A 24145-nucleotide genomic window follows, 5' to 3' on the forward strand; every position below is an offset into this window, starting at 1 on the left:
TCTCCCCAGGTCTCGGATCGCCGGTTCTCACAGGGCGAGCACCAGCGGGACGACCAGCCCTGCCGCCTCGACCCGCGACACGTACGCGCCCCAGTGCGGGGAGTCGATGAGCGTCGCCGTCGCGCGGTGGTCGATCTCCACACACTGGCCGCTCACCTCCCGCCAGATCTCCCCGAGCGCCCCGCGGTCCTCGTCGTCGACGAGCGTCGCCTCCTCCACCGGCCGGTCCGGGCCGGCCAGGAAGAACCTCAGCAGCCGGTCGGCCGCCCCGGCCAGCCGGTCGATGGCCGCCGGGGTGAACAGCGACCGGTCGTACTCGATGGTCAGCCCGATCCGGTCCTCGTCGGTGAAGTGCAGCAACAGGTCGAATCGGCTCGTCTGCGCGCCCAGCTGGGTCACGCTCGTGTCCAGGCCCGGCAGCGCGGCGGCGCCGCGCATCGACCGGGCGACGGAGACCACGACCTGGACCAGGGGGCTGACTCCGGGTCGACGGGGTGCCCCCACGAGGTCCACGATCTTCTGCAACGGCAGGCTCTGGTGATCCAGGGCGTTCAGGGCGCTGTCCCGGACCGCTGCGACGACGGTCCGTGCGCTGTGCTCCGGGTCGACCTGGTAGCGGAACGGCACGGTGTTGGCGAAGAAGCCGACGAGGTCCTTCGTCTCCGCCGGGTGCCGACCGGCGACGGCCGCGCCGATCACCACGTCCGACTGCTGGGCGAGCTTGGCCATCAGCACCGCGCTGACGGCGTGCACGACCATGAAGAGGGTCACGTTGTGGTGCTGCGCGAACGACCGCACCTCGGCGGAGAAGGTCTCGTCCCACTCCCGGCGGTGCCGGCCCGCGGCCCGCGCACGGTCCTCGGTCCGCTCCAGGTCGGTCGCGAGGGCGAGTTCCCCGTCGTACCCCTTCAGGTAGGACCGCCAGAAGTCACCATCGCGTCGGGCCGGCGTCGATTCGAGGTAGTCCCGCTGCCAGCGGGAGTAGTCGCCGTACTGGATCGGGAGGGGGGCCAGGTTTGCCTCCCGTCCCGCCCGGTGGGCCGCGTACGACTCCGCGATCTCCCGCAGGATCACCTCGTTGGACCAGCCGTCGGTGACGACGTGGTGGCTCGTCCACTCGAGCACGTGGTCCCGGTCGGAGAAGCGGTACAGGGTGGCCTCGGTCAGCACGCCACCGAGTTCGATGCGCCGCGTCGCCCGCTGCCGGACGTACTCCAGCATCGCCTCGGCGTCCCCCGCCGCGACCACCGCGTCGGTGGCCTGCCGTACCCGCAGGCGCGGCGCCGCTTCGGGATCCACGACCAGCAGCGGCACGCCGTCGCGCTCGACGACCCGGCTGGACAACACCTCGTGCCGCGCGACGAGCCGGTCGACGGCCGCCCGCAGCGCCGTCACGTCGAGATCGCCATGGAGGTGCAGGAGGTAGCCGTCGGTGTAGGCGCCGTCGGAGTCGAGCTGGTCGAGGTACCACAGGCTCGACTGCGCCATGGACAGCGGGAACTCCCGCAGGCCGGCGGGCCTCGCCGGGATCGGCACGTCCGACTCCCGGTCCCCCGTCAGCGCCGCCTCGACCCGGGCGGCGAAGCCCCGTAGCGTCGGGTTCTCGAACAGCTCCCGGATCGGCAGGCGGACCCCGAAACGGTCCCCCAGCCGGGCGAGCACCTGCGTCGCGTGCAGGGAGTGGCCCCCCAGGTCGAAGAAGCTGACCTGGGACCCGGGCCGGCGACCGGACAGCACGGAGGCCCAGATCTCGGCGACGGCCTCCTCCATCGAGGTCATCGGCGCGCGGCTATCCTCGGTCGGTCTGTCGACCGGGGACACCACTGTCGCCGCCAGCGACCGGGTGTCGACCTTGCCGTGGCTCGTGCGCGGCAACTCGTCGAGCCGGACGAGGAAGTCCGGGATGGCGTTGCGCGGCAGGACCTGGCTGAGCCCGGAGCGGACCTCCTCGGGCCGCAGGTCCCGGCGGACCAGGGAACCCTCGGTCGAGCCGCCGGCGCCGCCGGAGACCACCTCCGGTACGAAGAATCCGACGAGTTGCTTGCCGCCGTCGTCGGACCGCCGGACGGTCACCACGCTCTCCTGGACGCCCTCGACGCCGGCGAGGGCGCGACTGACCTCGTCGAGTTCGACCCGGTTCCCTCTGATCTTGAGCTGGTTGTCGATCCGGCCGAGGAACTCCAGCGAGCCGTCGGCCAGCCGGCGACCGCGGTCCCCGGTGCGGTACATGACGCCGTCCCCGTCGACGGCGAACGGGTCGCCGACGAAGACCGCGGCGGTGCGGTCGGGGTCGTTGACGTAGCCGCCGCCGACGCAGATGCCGCCGGCGTACAGCTCCCCCGGCGTGCCGGTGGGCACCGGCTCCCGGCCGCCGTCCAACACGTACAGGGCGGTGTTGCGCACGGGCCGTCCGATGGGGACGGAGGCGTCCCGCTCGTCGACGTCCGCCGCGACGAGGTGGTGCAGGACGTCGTCGGACGTCTCGGTCGTCCCCCACATGTTCAGCAGCCCCACCCCGGGCAGCAGCCGGCGGAACGTGTTGGCGGACTGCGGGGTCAGCGTCTCCGCCTGCGAGGCGACCCAGCGCAGACGGAACGGAGGGAACGCGTCGACGCCGTAGAACGCGAGTTCGGCGCACATGATGTTGAGCACGGAGGGCGTCACCTCCAGCACGGTGACCCCGTCCTCGGCGACGGCCCGCAGCAGCGACGCCGCGTCCTGACCGATCTCGTCCGGGTAGATCACGGTCGTGGCACCGACGGCGAGCGGCGCGAGGAACTGCCAGACGGAGATGTCGAAGGTGGCGGCGGCGTCCTGGGCCAGCCGGTCGCCGGGCCGTAGGTCGAGTTGCTGGATCTTGGCCTCGATGTGGTTGAGCATGCCGTCGTGCCGGATCAGGGCGCCCTTCGGGTCGCCCGTGGATCCGGAGGTGAAGAGGATGTACGCGCTGTCCCGACCCCCCGGGGCGGGACCGGGCGCGACCGGGGCGCCGGCAGCGGCGTCGAGGACGTCCGCCAGATCGACCAGCTCGACCTCACCGATCGCGGCCAGCGCCTCGCGGTGCGTCGCGTCGCACACCACCAGCCTCGCCTCCGCCCGATCAACCATGCGGGCGACGCGCGCGGCCGGACCCTGCGGCAGCGGCAGGTACACCGCGCCGAGGCGGAGGATGGCGAGGGTGACGACGAGGTAGTCGATGTTCCGGCCGCTGGCCAGGCCGACCACGGTGCCGTGCCCGACCTGCCGCGCACGCAGCCATCCGGCCACCCGCTCGACCTGTGCGGCGAGCTCCCGGTAGGTGATCTCGCGGCCGCGGCAGGCGGCGGCCACCTCGTCGGGGAACGTCCGCACCGAACGGTCCATCCGTTCGAGGAAACCCGTCGCCGTCGCCGGCTCGACCGGCCCGCGTGAGATCGCCAGCAACGCCCCGTACCGCTGCTCACCGAGCAGGGCGACCTGCGTCGGCTCGTCGTCCGGCTGGTCGACGACGTTCGTCAGCGCCCGCAGGAAGATGTCCGCCAGCTCGTGGAGCTGGTCCTCGGAGATGCGCTCCATGTTCGCTTCGAGGTCGAGCGTGAGCAGTCGACTGAACGGATCCTTGTTGAACTCGGCCCGCAGGGTGAAGTTCGTCTGGATGTAGCCGAAGCCGTCCACCACCTCGATGCCCGTGGCATGGGCGAGCCGTTCGTAGCCGTGGAAGTGGGTGTAGTTGAACATGATGTCGGTCAGCTCGGACACGCCGGCGAGGCGGAGCATCTCGGCGTGCGGGAAGCGCCGCACCGGCAGCAGCTCCCGCTCCTTGTCGCTGGTCGCCGCGATGAGGTCGCGCCAGGTGCGGCCCCGCGGCCGGAGCCGGAAGGGTACGAGGTTGAGGTGCAGGCCGATGACCTCGGTGCCGCCCTCCTCCTCGACCCGCCCGTTGGCGGCGACGCCGAGCACGACGTCGTCGCGTCCCGTCAGCGCCATCACCACCCGCGCCTGCACGGCCATCACCACGTGCTTGACCGACACCCCGCAGGCGGCGGCGAGCTGGTGCAGGCGGTCGGAGAGTTCCGCCGGGAGGTCCACGCTGAGGAAGCCCATCCGCCCCTCGTGGACGTCGCCGGAGCCCCGGGCCAGGCGGGGCAGCAGGCTCGGCTCGACGTCGACCAGTTCCTGTCGCCAGAACTCCCGGACCGCCTCGTCGCGGAGCACGGCCTGTTCCTTGGCGATGAAGTCGGCGTACCGGCGCACGGGCAGGGCCCGGTCGTGCGACGCGATGCCCTGCAGGTCCTGCCAGTAGTCGACGAGGATCTCCGCGAGCAGCGACGTCTCGCTCCACCCGTCGAACATCGTGTCGTGGAAGCTCATGGAGAACATGAACTCGTCCGGGCCGAGCAGGTGCACCGTGAACCGGACCAGCGGCGGCCGCGCCCAGTCGTACGGGTTGCTCATCTCCCGGCGTCGCCAGGCCTCGAACTCGGCCAGCTGCCGGTCCTCGTCGAACCCGCTCAGGTCCGCCACGTTCAGCGGCGTCCGGGCCTGCGCGTGGACGACCTGCAGCGGTTGCGAGAAGCCGGACAGGTGGAACGACGTCCGCAGGATCTCGTGGCGCTCGGTCACCCGCGCCAGCGCGCGACTCATGGCGTCCTGGTCGAACCCGACGCGCAGCCGGAACATGAAGATGTCGCAGTACATGTTGACGCCTTCGGCGTACGCGCTGTGGAACAGCACGCCGGCCTGGAGGGTCGCCACCGGGTAGGCGTCCACCGTGCCGGCCGGCAGGAGCGCCCGGTCCGCCGGGTCGACGAGACTGAACGGCTCGACCGGCGGGTCGACCGACTCGTCCGTGCCGACCGCGTACGCGGCCAGGGCGCGCGGCGTCTTCAGCTCGTAGATGTCGGCCAGGTCCAGCGCCATCCCGCGGTTCGCCGCGGCCGCACGCAGCTGCACCGCGATGATGGAGTCCCCGCCGACGCCGAAGAAGGAGTCGTCGGGTCCCACCCCCTCGACGCCGAGCACCTCCTCGAACAGCGCGCAGATCGCCCGCTCCACGGCCGCCGACGAGGCGTCGGCGACCGCCTCCGTGGCCATCGGCGCCCGGAGCTGGTTGGCCGCGGTCGGCGCGGGCAGGAGCGTGAAGTCGACCTTCCCGTTGGCGTTGACGGGAATCTCCGGCACCGGGACGACGAACGCCGGAAGCATGTACGACGGCAGGCTCGCCCGCAGCAGTTCCGGAATCTCCCCCAGCTCGCAGCCGGGGTCGTGGGTCACGTACGCGACGATCTGCGCCCGGTTGTTGCCGGTGCCCGACGCCGCCGGCTGCCCGGTGCGCACGAGACTGCGGACCGAGGAGATCCCCCCGGACACCGCCTGCTGTTTCACCACCGGATTGCGCTGCGGCCGCGCCCGGCGGACGGTCACCGCGACCTGCCCGACGCCGGGCACCGCGGTCAGCGCCGCGTGGATCTCCCCGAGCTCGACCCGGTGCCCGCGGATCTTGACCTGGTCGTCGGCCCGCCCCAGGTACTCGTACTCCCCGGCGGGAGTCAGGCGCGCGAGGTCACCGGAGCGGTATCCGCGCACGGGCCTGCCGTCGACGGTCAGGTCGAGGAACCGCTCGGCGGTCGCCTCGGGCTGGCCCAGGTATCCGGTGGCCACCCCTGGTCCGGTCACGACGATCTCACCGGTCCGGCCCGGGGCCACCGGCCGGCCCTGCTCGTCCCAGAGCAGAAAACCGAGATCCGGCAGCGGACGGCCGATGAGGCTCGCCGTGCCCGTCAGGTCGGCCGCCAGGACCCTGCGGTACGAGGAATGGACCGTCGTCTCCGTGATGCCGTACATGTTGACCAGCTGCGGCTGCTGGTCGCCGTACCTGCCCACCCAGGGCCGGAGGTCACCGAAGCGCAGCGCCTCGCCGCCGAAGACCACCCACTTCAGCGGCAGCCTGTCGGGCTGGGTGACCTCGTGCGCGACCAGGCTGTTGAAGGCGGTGGGCGTCTGGCTGAGCATCGTCACCTGTTCCTCGGCGAGCAACGCCCGGAAGGCCACCGGGTCCCGTGCGACGTCCTGTCCCACGACGACCAGCCGGCCACCGGACAGCAGCGCCCCCCACATCTCCCAGACGGAGAAGTCGAAGGCGAACGAGTGGAACATCGTCCAGACGTCCCCGGCGCCGAACCCGAACCGCGGCTGCGTGACCCGGATCAGGCGCAGCACGTTGCCGTGGCTGACCTGCACGCCCTTCGGCCGCCCGGTGGTGCCCGAGGTGTAGATTACGTAGGCGCGGGTGTCCCACGCCGCGGGGCACCGCCCGTCGGTGTCGTCGCTGCGGTCCTCCGCGACGTCCTGCGGCCCCATCACCGGGGTGTCCGGCGACAGCAGCTCCGCCAGCTCGGGTGTCGTCAGCACCACCGAGGGCGCCGCGTCCGCCACGATCAGCCTTACCCGGGCGGCGGGAGTGGACGGATCGACCGGCACGTACGCCGCGCCCACCCGCAGCACGGCCAGGCTCGCGACCACCATGTCCACCGAACGCGGCAGGAGCAGCAGCACCGGCTGCGACGGGTCGTCGACCCGCGCCCTGATCGCCGCGGCGAGCGCCGTCGACCGGGCGGCCACCTCGGCGTACGACATCCGCCGGTCCCCGCAGCACACCGCGACGCTGTCCGGGTGACGTCGGACGACCTCGTCGAACGACTCCACCAGATTACCGACGGCACCATCGGAAGCAGTCATCATCTCCGCCTTAGCTGAGTCGAACCGTGTCGTGAGCGAGTGGTGCGGACGGCCGTCGGACCAACCGGGCGAGGTTCTCGGAGAACCGCCGGCACACCTCGGCTGCCACCTCCGCAGGCACGAGGTTGCGTTGATGCACGAGGCGGAACGCGATCCCGTCCGCGTCGAGGGCGCCGTAGAGGCTCGTCGCGAAGGCGGCGTCCACGGGCGGCAGGTCGTACGTCTCGACGTCGTGGGACCCGATCCGTCGCCGCCGGCGGATCCAGGGCACGGACAGTCCCACGTCGCTGCCGTCCACCGGCTGCTGGAGCGTCAACGTCGCCTGGAAGAGCGGATTCTGGCCGTGCCGGTCCGCAGCGAGTGCCCGGACCAGGTCGCTGAAGGGAACGTCCGCGGTCGACAGTGCCGTCCGCAGTTCCCGCCACAGGCGGTCCTCGAGCGCCGACGGATCTGGCCGGTCGGTCAGGTCACCGAGGATGGGCACCATGTTGACCAGGTAGCCGACGGTGCCGGCGAAGCGCTGGTCGGTGCGCCCGTGATGCGGCGCGCCGATGACGATCCGCGGCTCGCCGGTCACCTGGTGCAGGGCTTCGGCGTAGGCGGTCAGCAGGGAGACGAAGGGGGTGAAGCCGCGCCGCGCCGCGTGCCGGTGGAGGGTCCGTACGACGTCCGGGTCGACCTCGAAGTCGATCCAGCCGGCCCGGTGCCGGTCCGGATCCGGTCGTCGTCGCGGCGACCGGGCCGGAGCAGGTCGTTCCGGAAAGAGGACGAGGTCACGCAGAGGCCGCCACTTCTGCGCCAGGGCCGTGACCCGGTCCCGCCAATCGGGGGCGAGTCGCGCCCGCTGCTGCAGCCGGGCCCAGTCGGTGGCGTCCGCCGCGTTCGCTCCCGCCGTGGCCGGCGGGACGTCGCCACCCGTGATCCGGGGCAGGATCTCGGCGAGCAGGAGCTGAAGCGACCAGTGGTCGACCACCGCGTGATGACACGCCACGAGAAGCACCGTGCCGCCCGGCGGGTACGCCACCCCGACCCGCACCAACGGGCCGTTCACCAGGTCGAAGGGGCGGTAGGCCCGCTCGTGCAGGTAGGCCCGTACCGCCTCGTCGGGGCCGTCCGGGAAGGCCCGGCACTCCCAGTCGACCGCGCCGTGGTCGTGAACGGTCTGGACGCCGGAGCCGAGCGGTCCGAGCGTCGTGCGCAGCGCGGGGTGCCTGGCGACGGCCGTGTCGATCGCGGCGCGCAGCAGTTCCTCCTCCACGCGACCGGAGACGCGCAGGGCGATCGCGAGGTTGTTCGCCCGGTTGCCGCGGGACACCTCGTCGTAGAAGTGCAGCTCGACCTGGCCGGCCGAGGCGGGACCCACCGCGCCGGTCCGCGCCGGCAGCGGTACGGCGGCCGGGCCGGGCGCCGCGGCGGCGGCGACCAGCTCGGCCACCGACCGGTCGCCGAAGAACAGCTCGGCGTCCAGGGTGCCGTCCACCAGCCGTTCGACCGCCGCCTTGAGTTCGATCAGCCGCAGCGAACCGAGTCCCAGCGCCGCCAGCGGCAGCGACGGGTCCCACTCGGACCCGCCGAGGTTCGCGTACCGCCGGACGAGATGTTCCACGGCAGCGGCCCGGTCGCCGGGGTGGGCGTCGGCGGCGGCCCGCCCGGGTGCCGCGGACGGAACCGCCGGCACGACGAGCTTGAGCCGTCCGCCGACGAACAGCTCCCTGGTGGCACGCCGGCGGATCTTCCCGCTGGAGGTCTTCGGTATCGCGCCGGGCATGACGACGACCACGTCGTCGAGGTCCAACCCGCACTCGGCGGCCACCCGGCGCCGCAGCCCGCCGGTCAGCGACGTGAGCAGCGCGGGGTCCGCGCGCAGCCGCGCCAGCCCGCCGCGGGACGCCTCGACCACCAGCGCCACCCGCTGATCGCCGGTCTCCGGTTGGAACGCCGCGGCACCGCCCCGGCGCAGGTGCTCGTCGCCCGCGGTGGCGACGGCCTCGATGTCGTGCGGGTGGTAGTTGCGGCCCGCGCGGATGATCAGATCCTTCTGGCGTCCCGCGACGTAGAGTTCGCCGTCGTACATCGCGCCGAGGTCCCCGGTACGCAGGAACGTCCCCTGCCGACCGCCGACGGTGGCGGCGAACGTCGCGGCGGAGTCGGACCTGCCCCAGTAACCGGCGGCCACCCCGCCGGAACTCACGCAGATCTCGCCGACCTGACCCGCGGCGCAGGGTTCGCCGTCCGGGCGGCGCACGGCGACCGTCGTACCCGGTGGCGGGGTGCCGCAGGAGACCAGCGTGACCGGATCCGTCCCTGCCGCTCCGGTCGCCTCGGTCAGCCGGCCCGTCTCGACAGCGTGCCGATCGAAGGTGCGGGCGCGGTAGCCGGTCGACGCCTCGGGGCCGCTGACGAAGAGCGTCGCCTCCGCCAGGCCGTAACACGGATAGAACGCCCGGCGGTCGAACCCCAGCGGCGCGTACGCGGCGGCGAACGCGTCCATCGTCCGCCTGTCCACCGGCTCCGCGCCGTTGAAGGCGATCCGCCACGAGCTGAGGTCGACCCCGTCGAGCAGCCCGGCGGCGGAGCGGTCCGCCAGGAGCTGGTAGGCGAAGTTGGGTCCACCGGAGAGGGTCGCCCTGAACCGGGACACCTCCGCCGGCCACCGCAGCGGATCCCGGACGAACGCGAACGTGTCGAGCAGGATCGCCGGTACGCCCACGAACAGCGGCAGCAGCGTGGTGCCGATGAGGCCCATGTCGTGGTACATCGGCAGCCAGCTGAGCACCACGTCGTCGGCGTTGATCCCGAAGCCGGCGGCGATGGCCCGGTGGTTGTCGGTGAGGTTGCCGTGGCCGACCATGACCCCCTTGGGATCGCCCGTCGAGCCGGAGGTGTACTGGAGGAAGGCGAGGTCGCCCGGCCCCGGCCGGCGGGGGCCCACCGGGGCGGCCTGCGCCCGTACCTCCTCGATCGGGTGCACCACCGGTCCGCCCGGCTCGGCTGCCAGCCCCGACAGCGGTTCGACCAGCTTCGCGGTGGTCAGCGCGTGGGTGGCTCCGCAGTCGCGCACCACGGTGGTGACGCGGTCGAGGCGCGTGTTGGGGCCCGGCGGGTAGAGCGGCACCGCGACCACGTTGGCGTAGAGGCAGCCGAGGAAGGCGGTGACGTAGTCGAGGCCGGGTGGGAAGAGCAGCAGCGCCCGGTCGCCCGGTTCGGCGACCGACCGCAGGTGGCCGGCCACCGTACGGGCGCCCTCGTCGAGCTGCCCGTACGTGGTGCTGGTCGCCGCCCCGGCACTGTCGACGAAGGTCAGCGCGTGGTCGTCCGCCCGGGTGTCCGCCCAGGCCGACAGGGCCGCGATGAGCGAGGTGTGCGTCATGGTCGTCTCTCAGTGGGCCGGGGCCAGGGACGTGTCGTCACTGAAGACGTCCGGGCGGTCCTCGTCGACCAGCAGCTGGACCTGGTCCACGGCGGTATGGATCCGGCGGACGACCTCCGCTCTGCTGGAGCCGGTGGCGATGACGTTCCCCAGGCGGTCGCATCCGTTGCGTGGCGGTCGCACTGAGGCGCCGGGGGACGCCGTCACGGTCGCCTGAGAATCGTCACGACTGCGGTCGACGTGCCGGGTCGGGACCGCCTCGGTCAGCTGACCACGCACCCATCGCTCGATTGCCATGGACGTATCGGACATGGTGGTGGCGGGGTCCGCGCTGAGCGTGGATTCGTCGATCCTGCCAAACTGCGGTCGGAGGATTTCGTCGTGCACCTGACGGGACGGGGCGCTGGACAACCGTCCTGACATCAGGGCGGAGCCCTCGGGTGCGAGCTGCAACTGAAGACCCCCGTTACGGAAGTTGCACGGCCGAACCGCACCCGACTCCGCGCCTTGCGGCGCGTGACGTCACCTGCGGATCAGACCGCCTCGAATGAAGGACAGTCACCTGAGAAGGCGCGACGATTCACAGCAAAAATAGCGCGACCGGAAGCGCTGGACGAATTCGATCTGTGCCGATGACACACATCGAATAAACTCCCCGTGGAGCGAGTACAACCGTGCATAGAACGGAGCATGAAACGACAGTTCAACAATAGCGATCTTCAATGCGGCGAGCGTAGCCGCGCACCTGGTGCCACGCAAGGGACTGCATTCGCGCCGCTATGTCTGATACCGGTCGTATTTGCTCATCCCGGCACCCGGCTCCGAAGCACCCGCCTGGGCCCCCGACAGCGGTGGGAGCCTTTCCCCGGCCGGGGCGACCGTCGGCCATTGATACTGCCGACAGGCCGACTACCTGGACGGACCGAGCGTCTTCGGCGCTTGGAACTCGAAACGTGTCAGGGGATTCGGGCCAGCGGAAGCCGACCGCGACCCGTCGTCAGCCGACAAGGGACAGCGCCTGCCCGCACCTGGCCCCTTCAAGCAGGATTCCAGGTCGCGTCGATGACGCCCAACGGAAAGAAGCCCCGCGGCTACCGTCCGTGCGGTCGCGGCATTCCGACTTCCTGCGGCGACGACGAGTTCCCTGCCACCCTGCGCCCAACCCGATCCGCGCCGCCGCCTCGGGAATGGAGACCCCGCCTGCCCGGGCTCCGTCGCCCCACACGCCTCGACACGCCACCAACCAGTGCCGTGACCACGAACGTTCACGGTGTTGGTCGACATGCCGTCTGGGTCGCCAGGCCGGCATTGTGGCGGCATTCAGGCTGTGGCGGCGGCAGAACCCGCAATGAATGCCGCTCAGCCATCGTCACCGGTTTCGCCATCGCCGGTTCCGCTGCAGCCTCCGGTCCCGCTGCCGCCGGTCCGGGTCGGGTGGGTAGCAGCGCGGCGGCGAGCACCGCGCTGGCCGCCGACACGCCGATCACGAGCCAGACCGTGGTGGTGAGGGGCAGCTGTTGTCCGGCGACGCTGCCCGCCGACGCGCCGACGACGGTGGCGGCCATCTCGGCGGCCGAGAAGGCGGATCCGACCCGACCGAGTTGGCGGTCCGGGGTCTGACGCTGCACTTGGACCTGGACCAGCATCAGCAGCGCGCCACCGGGCAGACCGGCCAGGGCGATGAAGACCAGCGCGGCGACGAAGTGGTGGATGAGGAAGAGCCCGGCGAAGCAGAGGGTGATCGCCGCCAGGCAACCGGTGAACGACAGCCGGAGGAGCCCGCTGCGGGACAGTACGTTGCCGACGTACGCGCTGGCCAGGAAGCCGCCGCCGAGTGCCGCCATCAGAATGCCCACGTCGCTGGCGTCGCCGCCGAGGACGTCGATGACATACGGCACCAGAAGCACGTTCAGAGCGGCGTTGGCCGACAGGAAGAGGCTGGAGACGATGAGCGTCGCGCGGAGTACCGAGTGCCTGGAGAGGAAGGCCAGGCCCTCCCGGACCTGTTCCCAGAAGGCGGCCAGCCAGGAGGACGTGTCCGGCTGGCGCCCATTGTCGGCCACGCGCAGCGGGCCCATTCCGAAGATCAGCACGGCGGACAGCAGATACGTCGCGGAGTCGATCAGCACCAGGCCGTCGAAACCCACGAGGGCGTAGAGCGCACCACCCAGGGGCGCGCCGGCGAGGCGGACGATGCCGCCCGCAACCGTGTTCCAGGCGTTCGCCGCCTCCAGGTCACCGCCCCGACCGACGACGGCGGGCACCACCGCCCGGGCCGCGGGCTGGAAGAAATTCCCGATCGCGCTCTCGAAGAACATCGCCGTATAGAGCAGCCACAGCATTCCCGGATCGTCGACCACGATCAGCGCCAGCACGATGACCATGCGCAGCAGGTCCGCTCCGACCATGACCGCCCGCCGGTCCCACCGGTCGGCCAGCACCCCGGCCAGGGGCGCAAAGACGATCGCGGGAAGGGTCTGGGCGACGAAGGCGAACCCACTGCTGAGTGTCGACCCCGTCATCGTGTAGACGTAGACCGGCACCGCGACGATCATCAGCCAGTTGCCCAGGTTGGACAGTAGCGTACTGGTCCAGAGCAGGCCGAAACGCCGATTCCTGATGAAGATCACCGCCCACTTTACTTCTCCGTGACCCGCCGCTGGTGCCTGACGGTTCAATGAGATGGGGATGGCCAGCTTGGACCCTCGGCGGGCGGGTGGCCGTCCCCGCCAGATCAGTAGCGATGCCGAGCAGTTCATCGTCGAGACGGCCAACACCCGCCCCGAGAAGCGGGGGAGGCCATTCACCCGTGGAGCATCCGCAAGCTCGTCGACCACCTGCGCGTGCATTCCACCCGACGGGTCCGGATCGGCCGGAAACGGCTGCGGCAGATCCTGCACCGGCACCGGATCACCTTCCAGCGGACCAAGACGTGGAAAGAGTCCACCGCCCCGCAGCGCGAGGTCGAGCTCGCCCGGATCGAGTACGTCAGTGGGGCCAAGCCGCCCCGGGCAGCCTGAACCCACACCGTGAACGTTCGTGGTCAGAGCACTAGCCTCACTGGACGGGCGTCGAGGCTAGTACGCTCGCGGTCGCGTCCGGCAGACTCGGCTGCGGCAGTGACGCCGGTTGGCAGTCGCCGGGCCAGCGGCGAGAAGGGGCGGAGCAGGATGAGGAACCACCTCGATCGAAGCGTGCCGTCGCGCGCGACCGTCTACCCCGCGTCGCTGACCCAGAGCCGCCTGATCAAGGGGCGCCACGCGACGGGTGTGCCCGCGCAGATCGTGGGCACCCACCTGCTGATCCGCGGGCGGCTGGACGTCGACCGGCTGCGCGACGCCCTGATCGAACTCGTCCGCCGGCACACCATCCTCCGCACCAACTACGCGTTCTCCGAGTCGGGAGAGGTGTTGGCGATCGTCCATGAGGACGAGGGCCCGGACGTGTTCACGACCGCACCGAGCACCGGCATGTCCGACGAGGACGACATCCGCAAGCACGTGAACGACGTGCTCCAGGGCACCAACCACAGGTTCATGTCTCCCGATCGCCACACGATGCTCCAGGCGATCCTGATCCCACACACGCCAGGCGTCCACAGCCTCCTGCTGGTCATCGACCACATCACGATCGACGAGCGGTCGAGGGCGGTGCTCCAGCATGACCTGGCCGAGTTGTACGCCGGGCGGTCGGAGGATCTTCCCGAGCCGCACCCCTATGATTCCTCGGCCGTCCGGAGCACATTTCCGACCATCGAAGAGTCGCCGGAGATCCTCGATCTCCTCACGCCACTGCCGCCACGATTCCTCACCAATCTCGAAGCGGAGGCGACCCGGCCGGTGGTGACCGAGGGCCTGCTCGGCCCGGAGATCTCCGTTCGCATGGGCAAAGCGGCGAGACGGTTGGGCTGCACGCGCTTCACCATCCACGTCACCGCACTCCTCTGGGCGCTGAAGCAGCTCTCCGGGACCGACGACGTCAGCCTCGTCACGGCCGTGGACACCCGGACGAGGCCACAGGACTTCGACACCGTCGGCTTCTTCCAGAACCTGATCCTCCTCCGCTCGCGCTCACCCCGCTCCGCAGGCCTGCGGCGGACTTTCGAGGAGTGCCGGACGCTGGTCCGCGACTCGCTGCGGCGGCGTGACTACCCCATCGCGTCGCTGATCGCCCACGCCGCCGAGAAGCGCGGGAAAGGCCCCTGCCGGAGCCCGCTCTACCAGGTCGTGCTGGCGTACGCGCGGGAGGACGTGGACCTGCGCTGGGCGCTCGACGGTGTCGACGTGAAGGCGGTGGAGATCGACCATCCGCAGGCGTCCATCGAGTTGCTCATCTTCATGACCGAGTCCCCCTCGGACACGAACACGCTGCTGATCGGCGCGGCAGACGTTCTCGGAGCGGACGATCTCCACCGACTGCTGACCCTGTGGCGCGACGCGGTCGGCGAACTCACCGACGACGGATCGACCGCCCCCGCCGACGCTCAGGCGGAATAGACGCGAAGCCGCCGACCTCGCCGGCCGTTCCGCGCCGGCGCGGGACCGGAGAGGTGGCGCCTCGGCGGCCAGCCCGCCGAGGCGCGCGTCCGCTAGTCCCCGTCCAGGTAGCCTTGGCGCTGCGCGTCGTACAACTTCGCGTACAGGGGCACGTCGAGCAACTGCTCGTGCGGGCCGACGCCCGCCACCCGGCCCTCGTGCAGGAGGACCACCTCGTCGGACGCGGACGCGAGCGACATCCGATGAGTGACCACGACGACGATTCCGGCCCTGTCCCGCGCGACGGCGCGGGCCCGGGACATGAGCCGGTCGAGCAGCATCTCTTCGGCGATCGGGTCGATGGCGGCGGTCGGCTCGTCGAAGAGCAGCAGAGCGGCATCCGATCGCAGGAATCCTCTGGCCAGTGCCACGCGCTGCCATTGTCCGCCCGACAGGCGGCGCCCGTTCGTCATGGTGGCGCCCAACGGCAGCGCGAGACCGTTCTCCCTGACGAGTTGCCCCAGACCCGCGCTCTCCACCGCGTTCTCGACATCGGTGTCGGTGAAACGTTCGTCGCCGAGCCGCACCGCGTCGCGAAGCTCGAACTCCAGCTCGGCGAAGTCCTGGGTGATGTAGGTGGTGTCGGGGGTTCGGCCCCGCGTCCGGCCCTGCTCGGCCGCCCCCGTACCGCCCAGTCGGATCTCCCCGGACGAGGGGGCGATCAATCCGCTCAGCAGGTTCACGAGGGTCGTCTTCCCACTCCCGTTCGCGCCCACGAGGGCGTAGATGCGGCCCCCGACGAGCCGGAGAGAGACGCCCTCGATCGCCGCGGTGGCGGCTGCGGGATAGCGGTAGGAGACGTCGTGCAGCTCGACCGCGGAGATCGCGCCCGCCGGGCGGTGCACGCCCGGGTCGCGGCGCAGTCGCTCGCGCACCCGGTCGAGGGACCGGACCACGCGGATCGAGTCCGCGCAGGACGCCAGGTAGCGCGCCAGGGCGCCGACCAACGACGTGGTCGTCGAGAGCAGCAGCAGCGAGGCGAGAGTCGTCGCCATGCCCACGGTGCCGTCCGCGAGAGTGTGGACGAGGCCCGCCACTCCGACGGCGAGCGCCGCACTCGTCAGGACGGCCCCGAGCATCGTCCACAGGGCGCCCCGCCACAGGCCCGCGCTCCGCGTCGCCTCCGCCGCCGTGGCCGTGGCGCGGTGCGCTTCCAGGAGGTATTCGCTCCCCCGGGACAGGATCAGCTCATCGGTGTGCTTCTCGTCCGTGCCGATGCTGGCAAGTTCGCCGCTGACCCGCGCGTCCTCCGCGGCCGCTCGCTGGGCTGCCCCGACGGCCGCGTCGCGCCGCCGGACACACAGGTACGCACCCACGGCCGCGAGCGGCATGAGAAGGAGCCACGGAGTCGCCAGCACCGTGATGACCACGGTCATGGCCAACCGGACGGTCGTACCGAGGATGAGACCGACGACGTCGGCGCCCTCGGTGAGCCGTGCCTGCTCGGAGCGCACGATCTGCAGGTCGTCGACGAAAGGCCGCTCCGAGAAGTGCTCGGTCGACCTGGCGTCGTAGAGCGCGCGCTGCACGTCCTCGTCGATGAGCCGGTTCGTCCGGTCGATCAGCACAGCCGAGACGGCGAGCGAGTAGCGGCCGAGCAGCACCTGCACCACCAGGGCCACACAGGCCAGGACCAGGAACGGCACCCCCGAGGTGGGCTGTCCCGCGGCCCACAGGGCCACCATGATCGCGATCGCGACCGACGCGGCGACGGTGGCGACGGGTCGCACCGTGAACGCCACGACGGTGACCCAGGCGGCACGCCGATCCGCCCGGAAGGACAGGCCCAGAAGCTCGCGGAGCGCGGCCCGGAAGGTCATCCGGTCACACCTCCCTCGCTCGGCGTCCGGTAGCGGTCTGCCTGCGAACGGAACATCCGCGCGTACGTCCCGTCGTCGGCCATGAGCGTCGCGTGCGTCCCGCGTTCGGCGATCGTGCCGTCGTGGAGCACCAGGATCTCGGCTGCTCGCCGGACCCCCGCGAAGCGGTGCGACACCATCACCGTCGTTCGGCCGGGGCCTGCGAGTTCGTCGAGCTCGGCGAAGAACCGTGCCTCGGCCTGCGCGTCGAGCGCGGCCGTCGGCTCGTCCAGGACCAGCACGCGCCGGTCGTCGTCCACCATGCCCGCGAGCGCGCGTGCTGTCGCGAGGCGTTGCCATTGCCCGCCGGAGAGACCACTCCCCGCGCCCATCGCCGCCGTGAGGCGTGGCGCTCCCGCAACGAACAGCTGCGGATCGAGACCGTCGAGCAGGGCCCGCACCCGCGGTTCGCGCACGGCCGAACTCCGCGCGCGGCCCAGCGTCACGTTGTCGTACGCCGAGGCCGGGTAGCGGACGTACTGCTGGCCGAGGAACGCGAACGAGTCGCGCCAGGCGACACGGAGCGCCTCGGCGGACACCTCGACCCCGTCGCAGAGGATACGTCCCGAGCTGGGCGCGAGCAGCCCGACGAGCAGCTTCAGCAGGGTGGACTTCCCCGCTCCGTTCGCGCCGACGATCGCCAGGCTGCGCCCGAGTTCCACCTCGAAACTCAGCTGCGAGAACACCGGCTCGGCCGCACCGGGATAACGGAACGTGACCCGCTCGAACCGGATCCTGCTGCCCGGCCCCGCCCGGGGAGCACTCCAGCCGGTGACGACCGGCCGCGGGTGTGCCGTCGTCGTCGCGAGCCGGACCCGTTCGAAGACCTCCGCGCCCATCGACGAGTAGACCACGTCCATGGTGACGCCGAAGACGAGCATCAACGCGACCAGCGAGGACACGCCCATCACCACCTGGGCGGGCGCCAGGCCGGCCCGCGACAACACGATCAGCGCGAACGCCATCGCGACCACCGCGAGGGCCAACGCCGCCAGCAGCGGCGGGCCGATGCGCGTGGCCGGACGGGCGCCGTGCGCGGCCTCGCGGAACCTGCCGATCACCCAGTCGGCCGCGCGGAAGAGGATCACCTCGCGAGCCGTGCGGCGGTGGAACGCCAGACTCGCGAGGTACACCGCGCGCGCACTGTCCTCGTCCGCCGAATACGCCGCCGACTGCTCGGCCGTGTAGTCCTTCTCCATCGTCGCGGACAGCACGACGAACGCGACCAGAACCGGGACGCCCGCGCGCGGCTCCACGAACACGAGCACCAGTCCGGGGATCACCGCCTGCGCACGCAGCAGCAGGTACCGCACCGTCGACACCACGAGCCGCCGCATCGGCGGCGCGGAGCTGACGGCATCCAGCGCCTCCCGGAGAGCCCGCGACCCCGCACCGGGGTCGGACAGGCGGGCTCGGATCAGGGCGCGCTCCGACTCTTCCTGTATCCGGCCCCCGTAGCGGTCCGCGAGGACGTCGATCACCACGTTGCAGAGCTGGTCGACGACGAAGAGGACCACGAACGCCGCACCGGCCAGCACGACCGCTGAAGAGCCGCCGGCCGCGCCGCCCACGACGAACCCGATCGCCACGATCGACGCGGCCGGCACCGCCGCTGTCACCAGCAGGAGCAGGACGATGCCCGCCGTGAACCCGGGGAGCAGCCGCCACCCCACGGCGAAGAGGTTCAACCGGAGCCGCCGGACGACCCTGCTGCCGACGCCTGGACGTGTCGGTGACACCCGTCGCCTCATCACCTGCTCGTTCGACGGTGACCTGCGATGGCCGTCGTCGGCGGCCTTCCCGCCCGCCGACCAGCCGGCTGCCGCACCGTCGGATGTCCCGGAGACCTCATTCGTCCAGTCCCTGCTCGACCATGTCCGCGATCGACTCGACGGTCTCCGCCGTGAGCAGGTCCAGAACCTCCAGGACAACTCCCCACCGCTTGCCGATGAGGTTGACGACGGCGAGCAGGTCGACCGAGTCGATCCCGAAGTCGAGCAGCCCGACCACCAGGAGTTGCTCGTCGCTGAGATGGGCGAAGTCGCCACGCTGCCGGAGCATCTCCACGAGCCCGCTGACGATCTCCTCCCGCCCGGGGCGGGAGCCCGTCCCGTCCTGCGGCCGCGCGACCGCCTCGACCTCGTCCGCCGCGGGCTGCCGGGCAGGCGCGGACGCACGGCCCACGACGCCGCCGGCGTCGATCGAAAGGCGCTCCCGGCCAGGCACGTCGTGCCCTTCCCCGGGCCCGTCCGGCCGGACACGCCCGCCGGAGAGCACCATGTGCACGCTCGTGCCGCTCGCCCCGAAGCCGCTGATGCCGACTCGCGCGGTGTCCGGACGGAGCGGAACAGGACGGAACGACGGCTGGGCGACCCAGTCGCGCGCGTCCGGGTTCAGTTCCTCGAAGTGCACCGTCGGCGGCATCCAGCCGCGCTTCAGCCCGAGCAGGACGTTCACGAGGGACGCGACGCCCGCAGCCGTGTCGAGGTGACCCAGCGCCGGCTTCACCGACCCCACGGGAAGGGGGTTCCGGCGCGTGCCGAACACCTCGTGGAGAGCGCCCAGTTCCACGATGTCGCCCACCGTCGTGCCCGTGCCGTGCCCTTCGACGTACGCTATGTCGTCCGGCCCGACGCACGCGTCGTCCATCGCCCGACGGATGACCCGTACCTGACCGTCGAAGGCGGGTGCGGCATAGCTGGCGCGCTGCGCGCCGTCGCTGGCGGAGTAGATCCCCTCGATCACACCGTGGATCGTGTCGCCGTCGGCGACGGCGTCGTCGTAGCGCCGAAGCACGAAGACACCCCCGCCGCTACCACCGACGGTGCCGTCGGCCCGGGAATCGAACGCCCGGCATTCCCCGGTCGGCGACAGGATCCCTCCGCGTTCCCACTGGTATCCCCGGCGATCGGGGAAGTACAGCGCCGCGGCGCCCGCGAGGACGGTGTCGGTCCGACCGCTGCGGAGCAGGAGCACCGCGTGCTCCACCGCCGCGAGCGCCGTCGAGCAGGCCGTCTGGACGTTCACGCTCGGACCGATCAGGCCCAGCCGGTAGGAGACCCGTCCGACGCAGTGGTCACTGCTGTTGCCGATGAGGATCTCCGGGAAGGCGAGCTGGTCGCGCAGTGCGAGATCCCGCTGCAACCGGGTCGTGAAGTGCGAGTCGAGCGCCTGGCCCGCGTACAGCCCCATGCCGATGCCACCGACCACGCCGATCTCGCGGCCACGAACGCTGTCGGGACTCATGCCCGCGTCGTGGAGTGCCCCGATGCAGCAGTCGAGGAAGAGCAGGTGCTGCGGATCGGTGATCGCCAGCTCATGTGGGGTCAGGCCGGCCAGGTGGCGGGCGGTGTCGGGCGTCCACGCCGCCCTGGCCGACCGCGCGACGTAGCCTTCGCGGCCGAAGTCCGACTCCGGGACTCCCGCGGCGAGCATCTCGTCACGGGAGACATCCGCGACGGCGCTCGTCCCGGACCTCAGGAACGAGTCGATCTCGACACGTTCACGTCCGGCGGGCAGACATGCGTCGTACCCGACGATGGCGATCTCGCCGCTCACCCGACATTCCTCTTCCCGCTGTCGTCCACATGGTCCGCGAGTGCCGCGAGACTCGGGAACCGCATCAGCTCCAGCACTCCGATCTTCTTCCCGGTGCGGCCCGCGAGAGCGCGAGCGAGGTTCGGCAGGTCGACTGACGTCAGCCCCATGTCGAACCAGCTGGCGTCCGGGCGTACCGTCTCCGCGCCGACGAGCGGACGCAGCGCGAGCGCGAGCGCGGTGACGGTCGGCGACCACCCGGTCTCGTCCGCCGTCCCGGCACCCGAAGAGCCGGGAGCCGACGAGTGCGGCGCAGCGCCGTCCCGCCGCGGGAGGAACGCGACGTCCTCGCGTACCCCGAGCAGCACGGAGCGGGAGGGCCGGGCCAGTAGGCAGGAGGCGATGTCCAGGACGCTGATCTCGTCGAGCCCCATGGCCTGGGCCACGGCCACGTTCGCCTCGTCGGTCTGCCGCGCCTCGCGCACCGACGTCACCGACACGACGGTGACCGGGATCCGGGTCGCCTGCTCCGCGATCGCCTCGGCCGCGGCGCACGCCGCCGAATAGGTCTCGACACCCGTCCCCGCGACGTGCGCGTTGACGGAGGAGACGACCGCGAGCGGGGCATCCAGGGCGTGCGCCAGCTCCACGGCGGTGCGGACCCCGTCGGTCTTCGGACCGAGGAGACGCTCGAGCGCGTCCTGCGGGGCGGGCCGTGGCTCCCCCGCCAGGTGGACGACCAGGGTCCGCTCCGCGGGAGCCCACCCGATGTTCTCCAGCAGGTCGCTGACCGCCGCGGTCGACCCGATGTCGGTGAAGACCCGGTCGATCCCGTCCGCCGAGACACTCCGCGACCGGGCGCGGTGGCCGACGAGCGTGACGCGCAGGCCACGGGCGGACAGTTCGGCGCCGAGCGCTTCTCCGAGGCGTCCCGTCCCACCGAGGAGCACGGCATGGGCCGCGGGCGGGGCGTCGCTTGCGATGGGAACCGGCGTGAGGACACGGCGCCAAAGGTCACCGCGGGGGCCCAGGAACAGATCCGCGACGGCCGAGCGCGCGCTCGTCTCCCCCGTCAGCTCCTGATCCAGGACGTCGTCGAGTATCTGCTCGTGCACGAGCGGATGCACCCAGACCGTACGTACGGAGCGTGCACCCGCCCCGTGCGCGACCGCGCGGAGGAACGCCGCCACGGGATGCGACCGGGGTAGCCGCCGGGCATCGCCCTCGCGCGCTTCGACGAGGATCACGACGTCCTGCCCCCGCAACCGGTCGGGCTCGGCCACGTCACGCCAGTGCTCGATCGCCTCGTGCAGTTGCCGCGGCGCCCAGCCGGCCACGGCCGAGTGGACCAGCCCGCGCCCGCGCAGGACGACCGGCTTGCGCACCTGACCCCGCGCTCCCGCCGGTGTGACCTCCGCAGGCGAGGTACGGGCCACCCACTGCAACTCCCACAGTGGCAGCGGGTCGGGGTCGACGAACCTCTGCACGAGCCTTCCCTTGCGGACCTTGCCGATGCTGGTCCGTTCGATCGCACCCGGCGGGATGTCGATCACGTGCGTGACGGGCACGCCGATGATCGTCTCCACGCACCGTCTGACTTCTCCGCGCACCGTCGACGCGTCCCCGTCGACGGCACAGAACACGGCGATCTGGTCACGCTCGAGATTCGGCGCCCGGAAGGAGGTGATGGCGCACGTTCCCGGCACGACGCCGTCGACCTGCTCGACCTCGCCCTCGAGATCAGCGGAGTTCCAGGTCACGCCGTTCGCGACGATCCTGGTGCCGTCCCTGCCGACGAAGTGCACGCCGCTGTCGTCGATCCGGGCGAGATCGCCGGTCCGGAACCAGCCGTCGGCGCCCATGGCGAGGTCGCCACCGACCAGGTAGCGCTCCAGCACCGGTGAACCACGAACTTCCAGGTGCCCGACGCCGAGGCCGTCGTCCGCGGCGTCCGTCGCCACGATCCGGACCTCGACCCCGGGAAGCGGGAAGCCGACGGAAACCGTCGGAGAGGAGTCCGAGAGTGGGTCGTAGTGCGGGGAGTACAGGACCCCGGAGCAGGTCTCCGCCATGCCCCAGGCCGGTGCGATCGTGCCCTTGGGCAGGCCCAGGCGGCCCAGTGAATCCTCGAAGCGCGCGCAGTCCCTGGCGGAGACGGCCTCGCCCCCGTTCAGACAGAACCGGATGCTCGTGAGGTCGACCGACCCGTCGGCCGGGACGTTCTCGGCCTCGTTGGCCAGCAGCCGATAGGCGAAGTTGGGCGACCACACCGCGCTGACGCGGTGCTCGGTCACGAGCCGGAACCACTCCGTGGGATTCGTGAGGATGCGTTGGGTCGCGACGGAAAGGTGCCTGGCCGCGATCACGGCGTCCCGGACGTGGGCCATCAGCATGCCGCCGACATGCGACAGCGGCATCCAGTTGAAGCCGACCGTCGTGGAGTCGAGCCCGTTCACGGCCACGGCGCCGAGCGCCATGTCGATGATGCCGCGGTGACGCTGCGGCACCACCTTCGGGGCGCCCGTGCTGCCCGAGGTCATGAAGTGGACCAGCGACAGGGGACCGTCGTCGGCGCCAGCGGGACCGGCGCCGACGTGCCGGCCCGGCTCGTCCAGGTCCAGCGGGATCGGGTCGATCCCCCACCTCGGCGCCTCGGCGACGACCTGGAAACGGGCGGTCCCGGCGTGGACGAGCGCGCGAACGGGCGCGTGCTCGGCGAGCGCGGCCAACCACTCGCTGCCTCCTGCGCGATCGTCGAGGAGTTCGGCCGGCACCAGCAACGGCTCGGCCCCCGCCACGACGCTGCTCCAGAAGAGCGCGAGGATCTCCGACGGTTCGGTCGCGGCTACGACCACGATGTGGCCGCGGTCGAGGCCTCCGCGACGGGCGTCGCCGGCGATCAGCCGTACGCGGTCCCGGAAGGCTCGCCAGGTCTCCTCGCGCTGCGTCCCGTCGGAGTCGATGGTGCCGACGGTGGACGTGCCTTCCGCCGCCCGGTCGAGGACCTCCGAAAGGCTCTGCGGCGCCCCCTCGATTCGCACCGTGGAAAGCGGCTGACCCGAAAGCTGGGCGATGACGCGCTGCTCGTTCTGCATCTTTACCGACTGACCACCGGACGACCGTCGCGCAGGACGTCGAACTGCGTGTGCGGGTTGTTCGCCGGGCTGACGACCCTGTCGCCCCACGGGTCGATCGCGATCCGGTTCATGCCGTCCGGGGCGTACTCGACGACGAGTGCCTTGCGCGTCCAGTTCCGGAAGTTCCCGCCGGTCATGTGCGGCAGCAGGCCGGCGAAGACCATGATGGAACCGGCCCGCATCGGCAGCGGGATCATCCCGGACGGGTCCTCGGCGAACACCCGGTTGCCGAACTCGCCCTTCTCGTGCACGAGCGGTCCCACCCGGTGACCGCCGGGAAGCACCCACATGCACCCCGACTCCTCGTCCGCGTCGGTGAGCGCGATCCACGCGGTGACGATCTTGCCGGGCTGGTCGACGTACGTGTAGCCGGTGTCCTGGTGCCACGGGAACGCCAGGCAGGAGTTCGGGCTCTTGTAGACCGACTGGTCCCAGTACAGGCGGACGTTCGGCCCGATCAGGTCGTACATCATGTGCTGCAGCAGCGGCAACGCGATGAGCTTGCGCAGCGGGGCCGAATGACGCGCGAGCTGGACGTTGAACGACACCTTGCCGGCCTGCGTGATGTTGTTCTTGCCGCCGGCGACGTTCGCGGCCGTCACGCGTTCCGCTTCGAAGCGGTCGAGGTCGGCGACCACCTCCTCCAGGAACGCCTTGCTGAGCACGTCTTCGACGACGACGTAGCCGTCGCGGTCGTACGCCTCGGCCTCGGCGTCGCTGAGCACCCGCTTGCCGCTGCCGATCGACCGCCAGAGAAAGCTGTCGCTGAGCGGGTGACGGCGGAACGACGGCCAACGCGAGGACCGGAGCCCGAACCGTTCCTGGCAGAACAACGCCCAGTCCGCACGGGAGTCCTCGACGATGGGACCGCGGCCGTTCGTCGTGGACACGGCGAGATCGGAATCCACGATCGCCTGTGCGCTGTCGGGAATCGTCGTGTCCCGGAAACCGTACTGCGCCGCGGTGCGCGCGTCTGGCTCCACCCACGCA

General features: G+C 71.3%; 11 protein-coding genes. 2 read left to right on the forward strand and 9 right to left on the reverse strand.

The window, feature by feature from the left end; translation table 11 throughout:
- Positions 1-27 precede the first annotated feature (27 nt).
- The 4 genes from V6U77_RS10215 to V6U77_RS10230 all read right to left on the reverse strand — a co-directional run bounded on the left by V6U77_RS10215 (position 28) and on the right by V6U77_RS10230 (position 12717).
- Complete coding sequence (locus tag V6U77_RS10215) at positions 28-6717, reverse strand: amino acid adenylation domain-containing protein (RefSeq protein WP_334606014.1); 6690 nt, start codon at positions 6715-6717, stop codon at positions 28-30.
- A gap of 10 nt (positions 6718-6727) precedes the next feature.
- Positions 6728-10087, reverse strand: a complete 3360-nt coding sequence (locus V6U77_RS10220) for a fatty acyl-AMP ligase (RefSeq protein ID WP_334606015.1) — start codon at positions 10085-10087, stop codon at positions 6728-6730.
- Between the two features lie 9 nt (positions 10088-10096).
- Positions 10097-10540, reverse strand: a complete 444-nt coding sequence (locus tag V6U77_RS10225; protein ID WP_334606016.1) for a hypothetical protein — start codon at positions 10538-10540, stop codon at positions 10097-10099.
- 812 nt (positions 10541-11352) lie between these two features.
- The gene (locus V6U77_RS10230; protein ID WP_334606017.1) at positions 11353-12717 is read right to left on the reverse strand and encodes an MFS transporter; all 1365 of its coding nucleotides are present in this window, start codon (positions 12715-12717) and stop codon (positions 11353-11355) included.
- Between the two features lie 213 nt (positions 12718-12930).
- On the opposite strand from V6U77_RS10230, the gene V6U77_RS10235 reads away from it, so the two are divergent.
- Positions 12931-13107: a hypothetical protein gene (locus V6U77_RS10235; RefSeq protein WP_334606018.1), complete on the forward strand. Its 177-nt coding sequence runs from the start codon at positions 12931-12933 to the stop codon at positions 13105-13107.
- A 174-nt stretch (positions 13108-13281) separates the two neighbouring features.
- Positions 13282-14583: a condensation domain-containing protein gene (locus V6U77_RS10240; protein ID WP_334606019.1), complete on the forward strand. Its 1302-nt coding sequence runs from the start codon at positions 13282-13284 to the stop codon at positions 14581-14583.
- A gap of 92 nt (positions 14584-14675) precedes the next feature.
- Here the strand turns inward: V6U77_RS10240 and V6U77_RS10245 are convergent, their stop codons facing one another.
- The 5 genes from V6U77_RS10245 to V6U77_RS10265 form a co-directional block, all read right to left on the reverse strand.
- Positions 14676-16442, reverse strand: a complete 1767-nt coding sequence (locus V6U77_RS10245; protein ID WP_334606020.1) for an ABC transporter ATP-binding protein — start codon at positions 16440-16442, stop codon at positions 14676-14678.
- The gene (locus V6U77_RS10250) at positions 16439-18169 is read right to left on the reverse strand and encodes an ABC transporter ATP-binding protein (protein WP_334606021.1); all 1731 of its coding nucleotides are present in this window, start codon (positions 18167-18169) and stop codon (positions 16439-16441) included. The genes V6U77_RS10245 and V6U77_RS10250 overlap by 4 nt, the downstream gene beginning before the upstream one ends.
- Before the next feature lie 160 nt (positions 18170-18329).
- A complete protein-coding gene (locus V6U77_RS10255) occupies positions 18330-20039 on the reverse strand; it encodes a beta-ketoacyl synthase N-terminal-like domain-containing protein (protein WP_334606022.1) in 1710 nt (569 codons plus the stop codon).
- The gene (locus V6U77_RS10260) at positions 20036-23113 is read right to left on the reverse strand and encodes an AMP-binding protein (RefSeq protein ID WP_334606023.1); all 3078 of its coding nucleotides are present in this window, start codon (positions 23111-23113) and stop codon (positions 20036-20038) included. The genes V6U77_RS10255 and V6U77_RS10260 overlap by 4 nt, the downstream gene beginning before the upstream one ends.
- A gap of 2 nt (positions 23114-23115) precedes the next feature.
- On the reverse strand, positions 23116-24045 hold the full coding sequence (locus V6U77_RS10265; protein WP_334606024.1) for a phytanoyl-CoA dioxygenase family protein: 930 nt from the start codon (positions 24043-24045) through the stop codon (positions 23116-23118).
- Between the last annotated feature and the right edge of the window lie 100 nt (positions 24046-24145).

The sequence above is a fragment of the Micromonospora sp. CPCC 205546 genome (genome assembly GCF_036902715.1).
Taxonomy (GTDB): domain Bacteria; phylum Actinomycetota; class Actinomycetes; order Mycobacteriales; family Micromonosporaceae; genus Micromonospora.

Bases quoted from the DNA above. Each gene is read 5' to 3' on its own strand.
- V6U77_RS10215 (WP_334606014.1), bottom strand. From the start codon at position 6,717: ATGACTGCTTCCGATGGTGCCGTCGGTAATCTGGTGGAGTCGTTCGAC.
- V6U77_RS10220 (WP_334606015.1), bottom strand. From the start codon at position 10,087: ATGACGCACACCTCGCTCATCGCGGCCCTGTCGGCCTGGGCGGACACC.
- V6U77_RS10245 (WP_334606020.1), bottom strand. From the start codon at position 16,442: ATGACCTTCCGGGCCGCGCTCCGCGAGCTTCTGGGCCTGTCCTTCCGG.
- V6U77_RS10260 (WP_334606023.1), bottom strand. From the start codon at position 23,113: ATGCAGAACGAGCAGCGCGTCATCGCCCAGCTTTCGGGTCAGCCGCTT.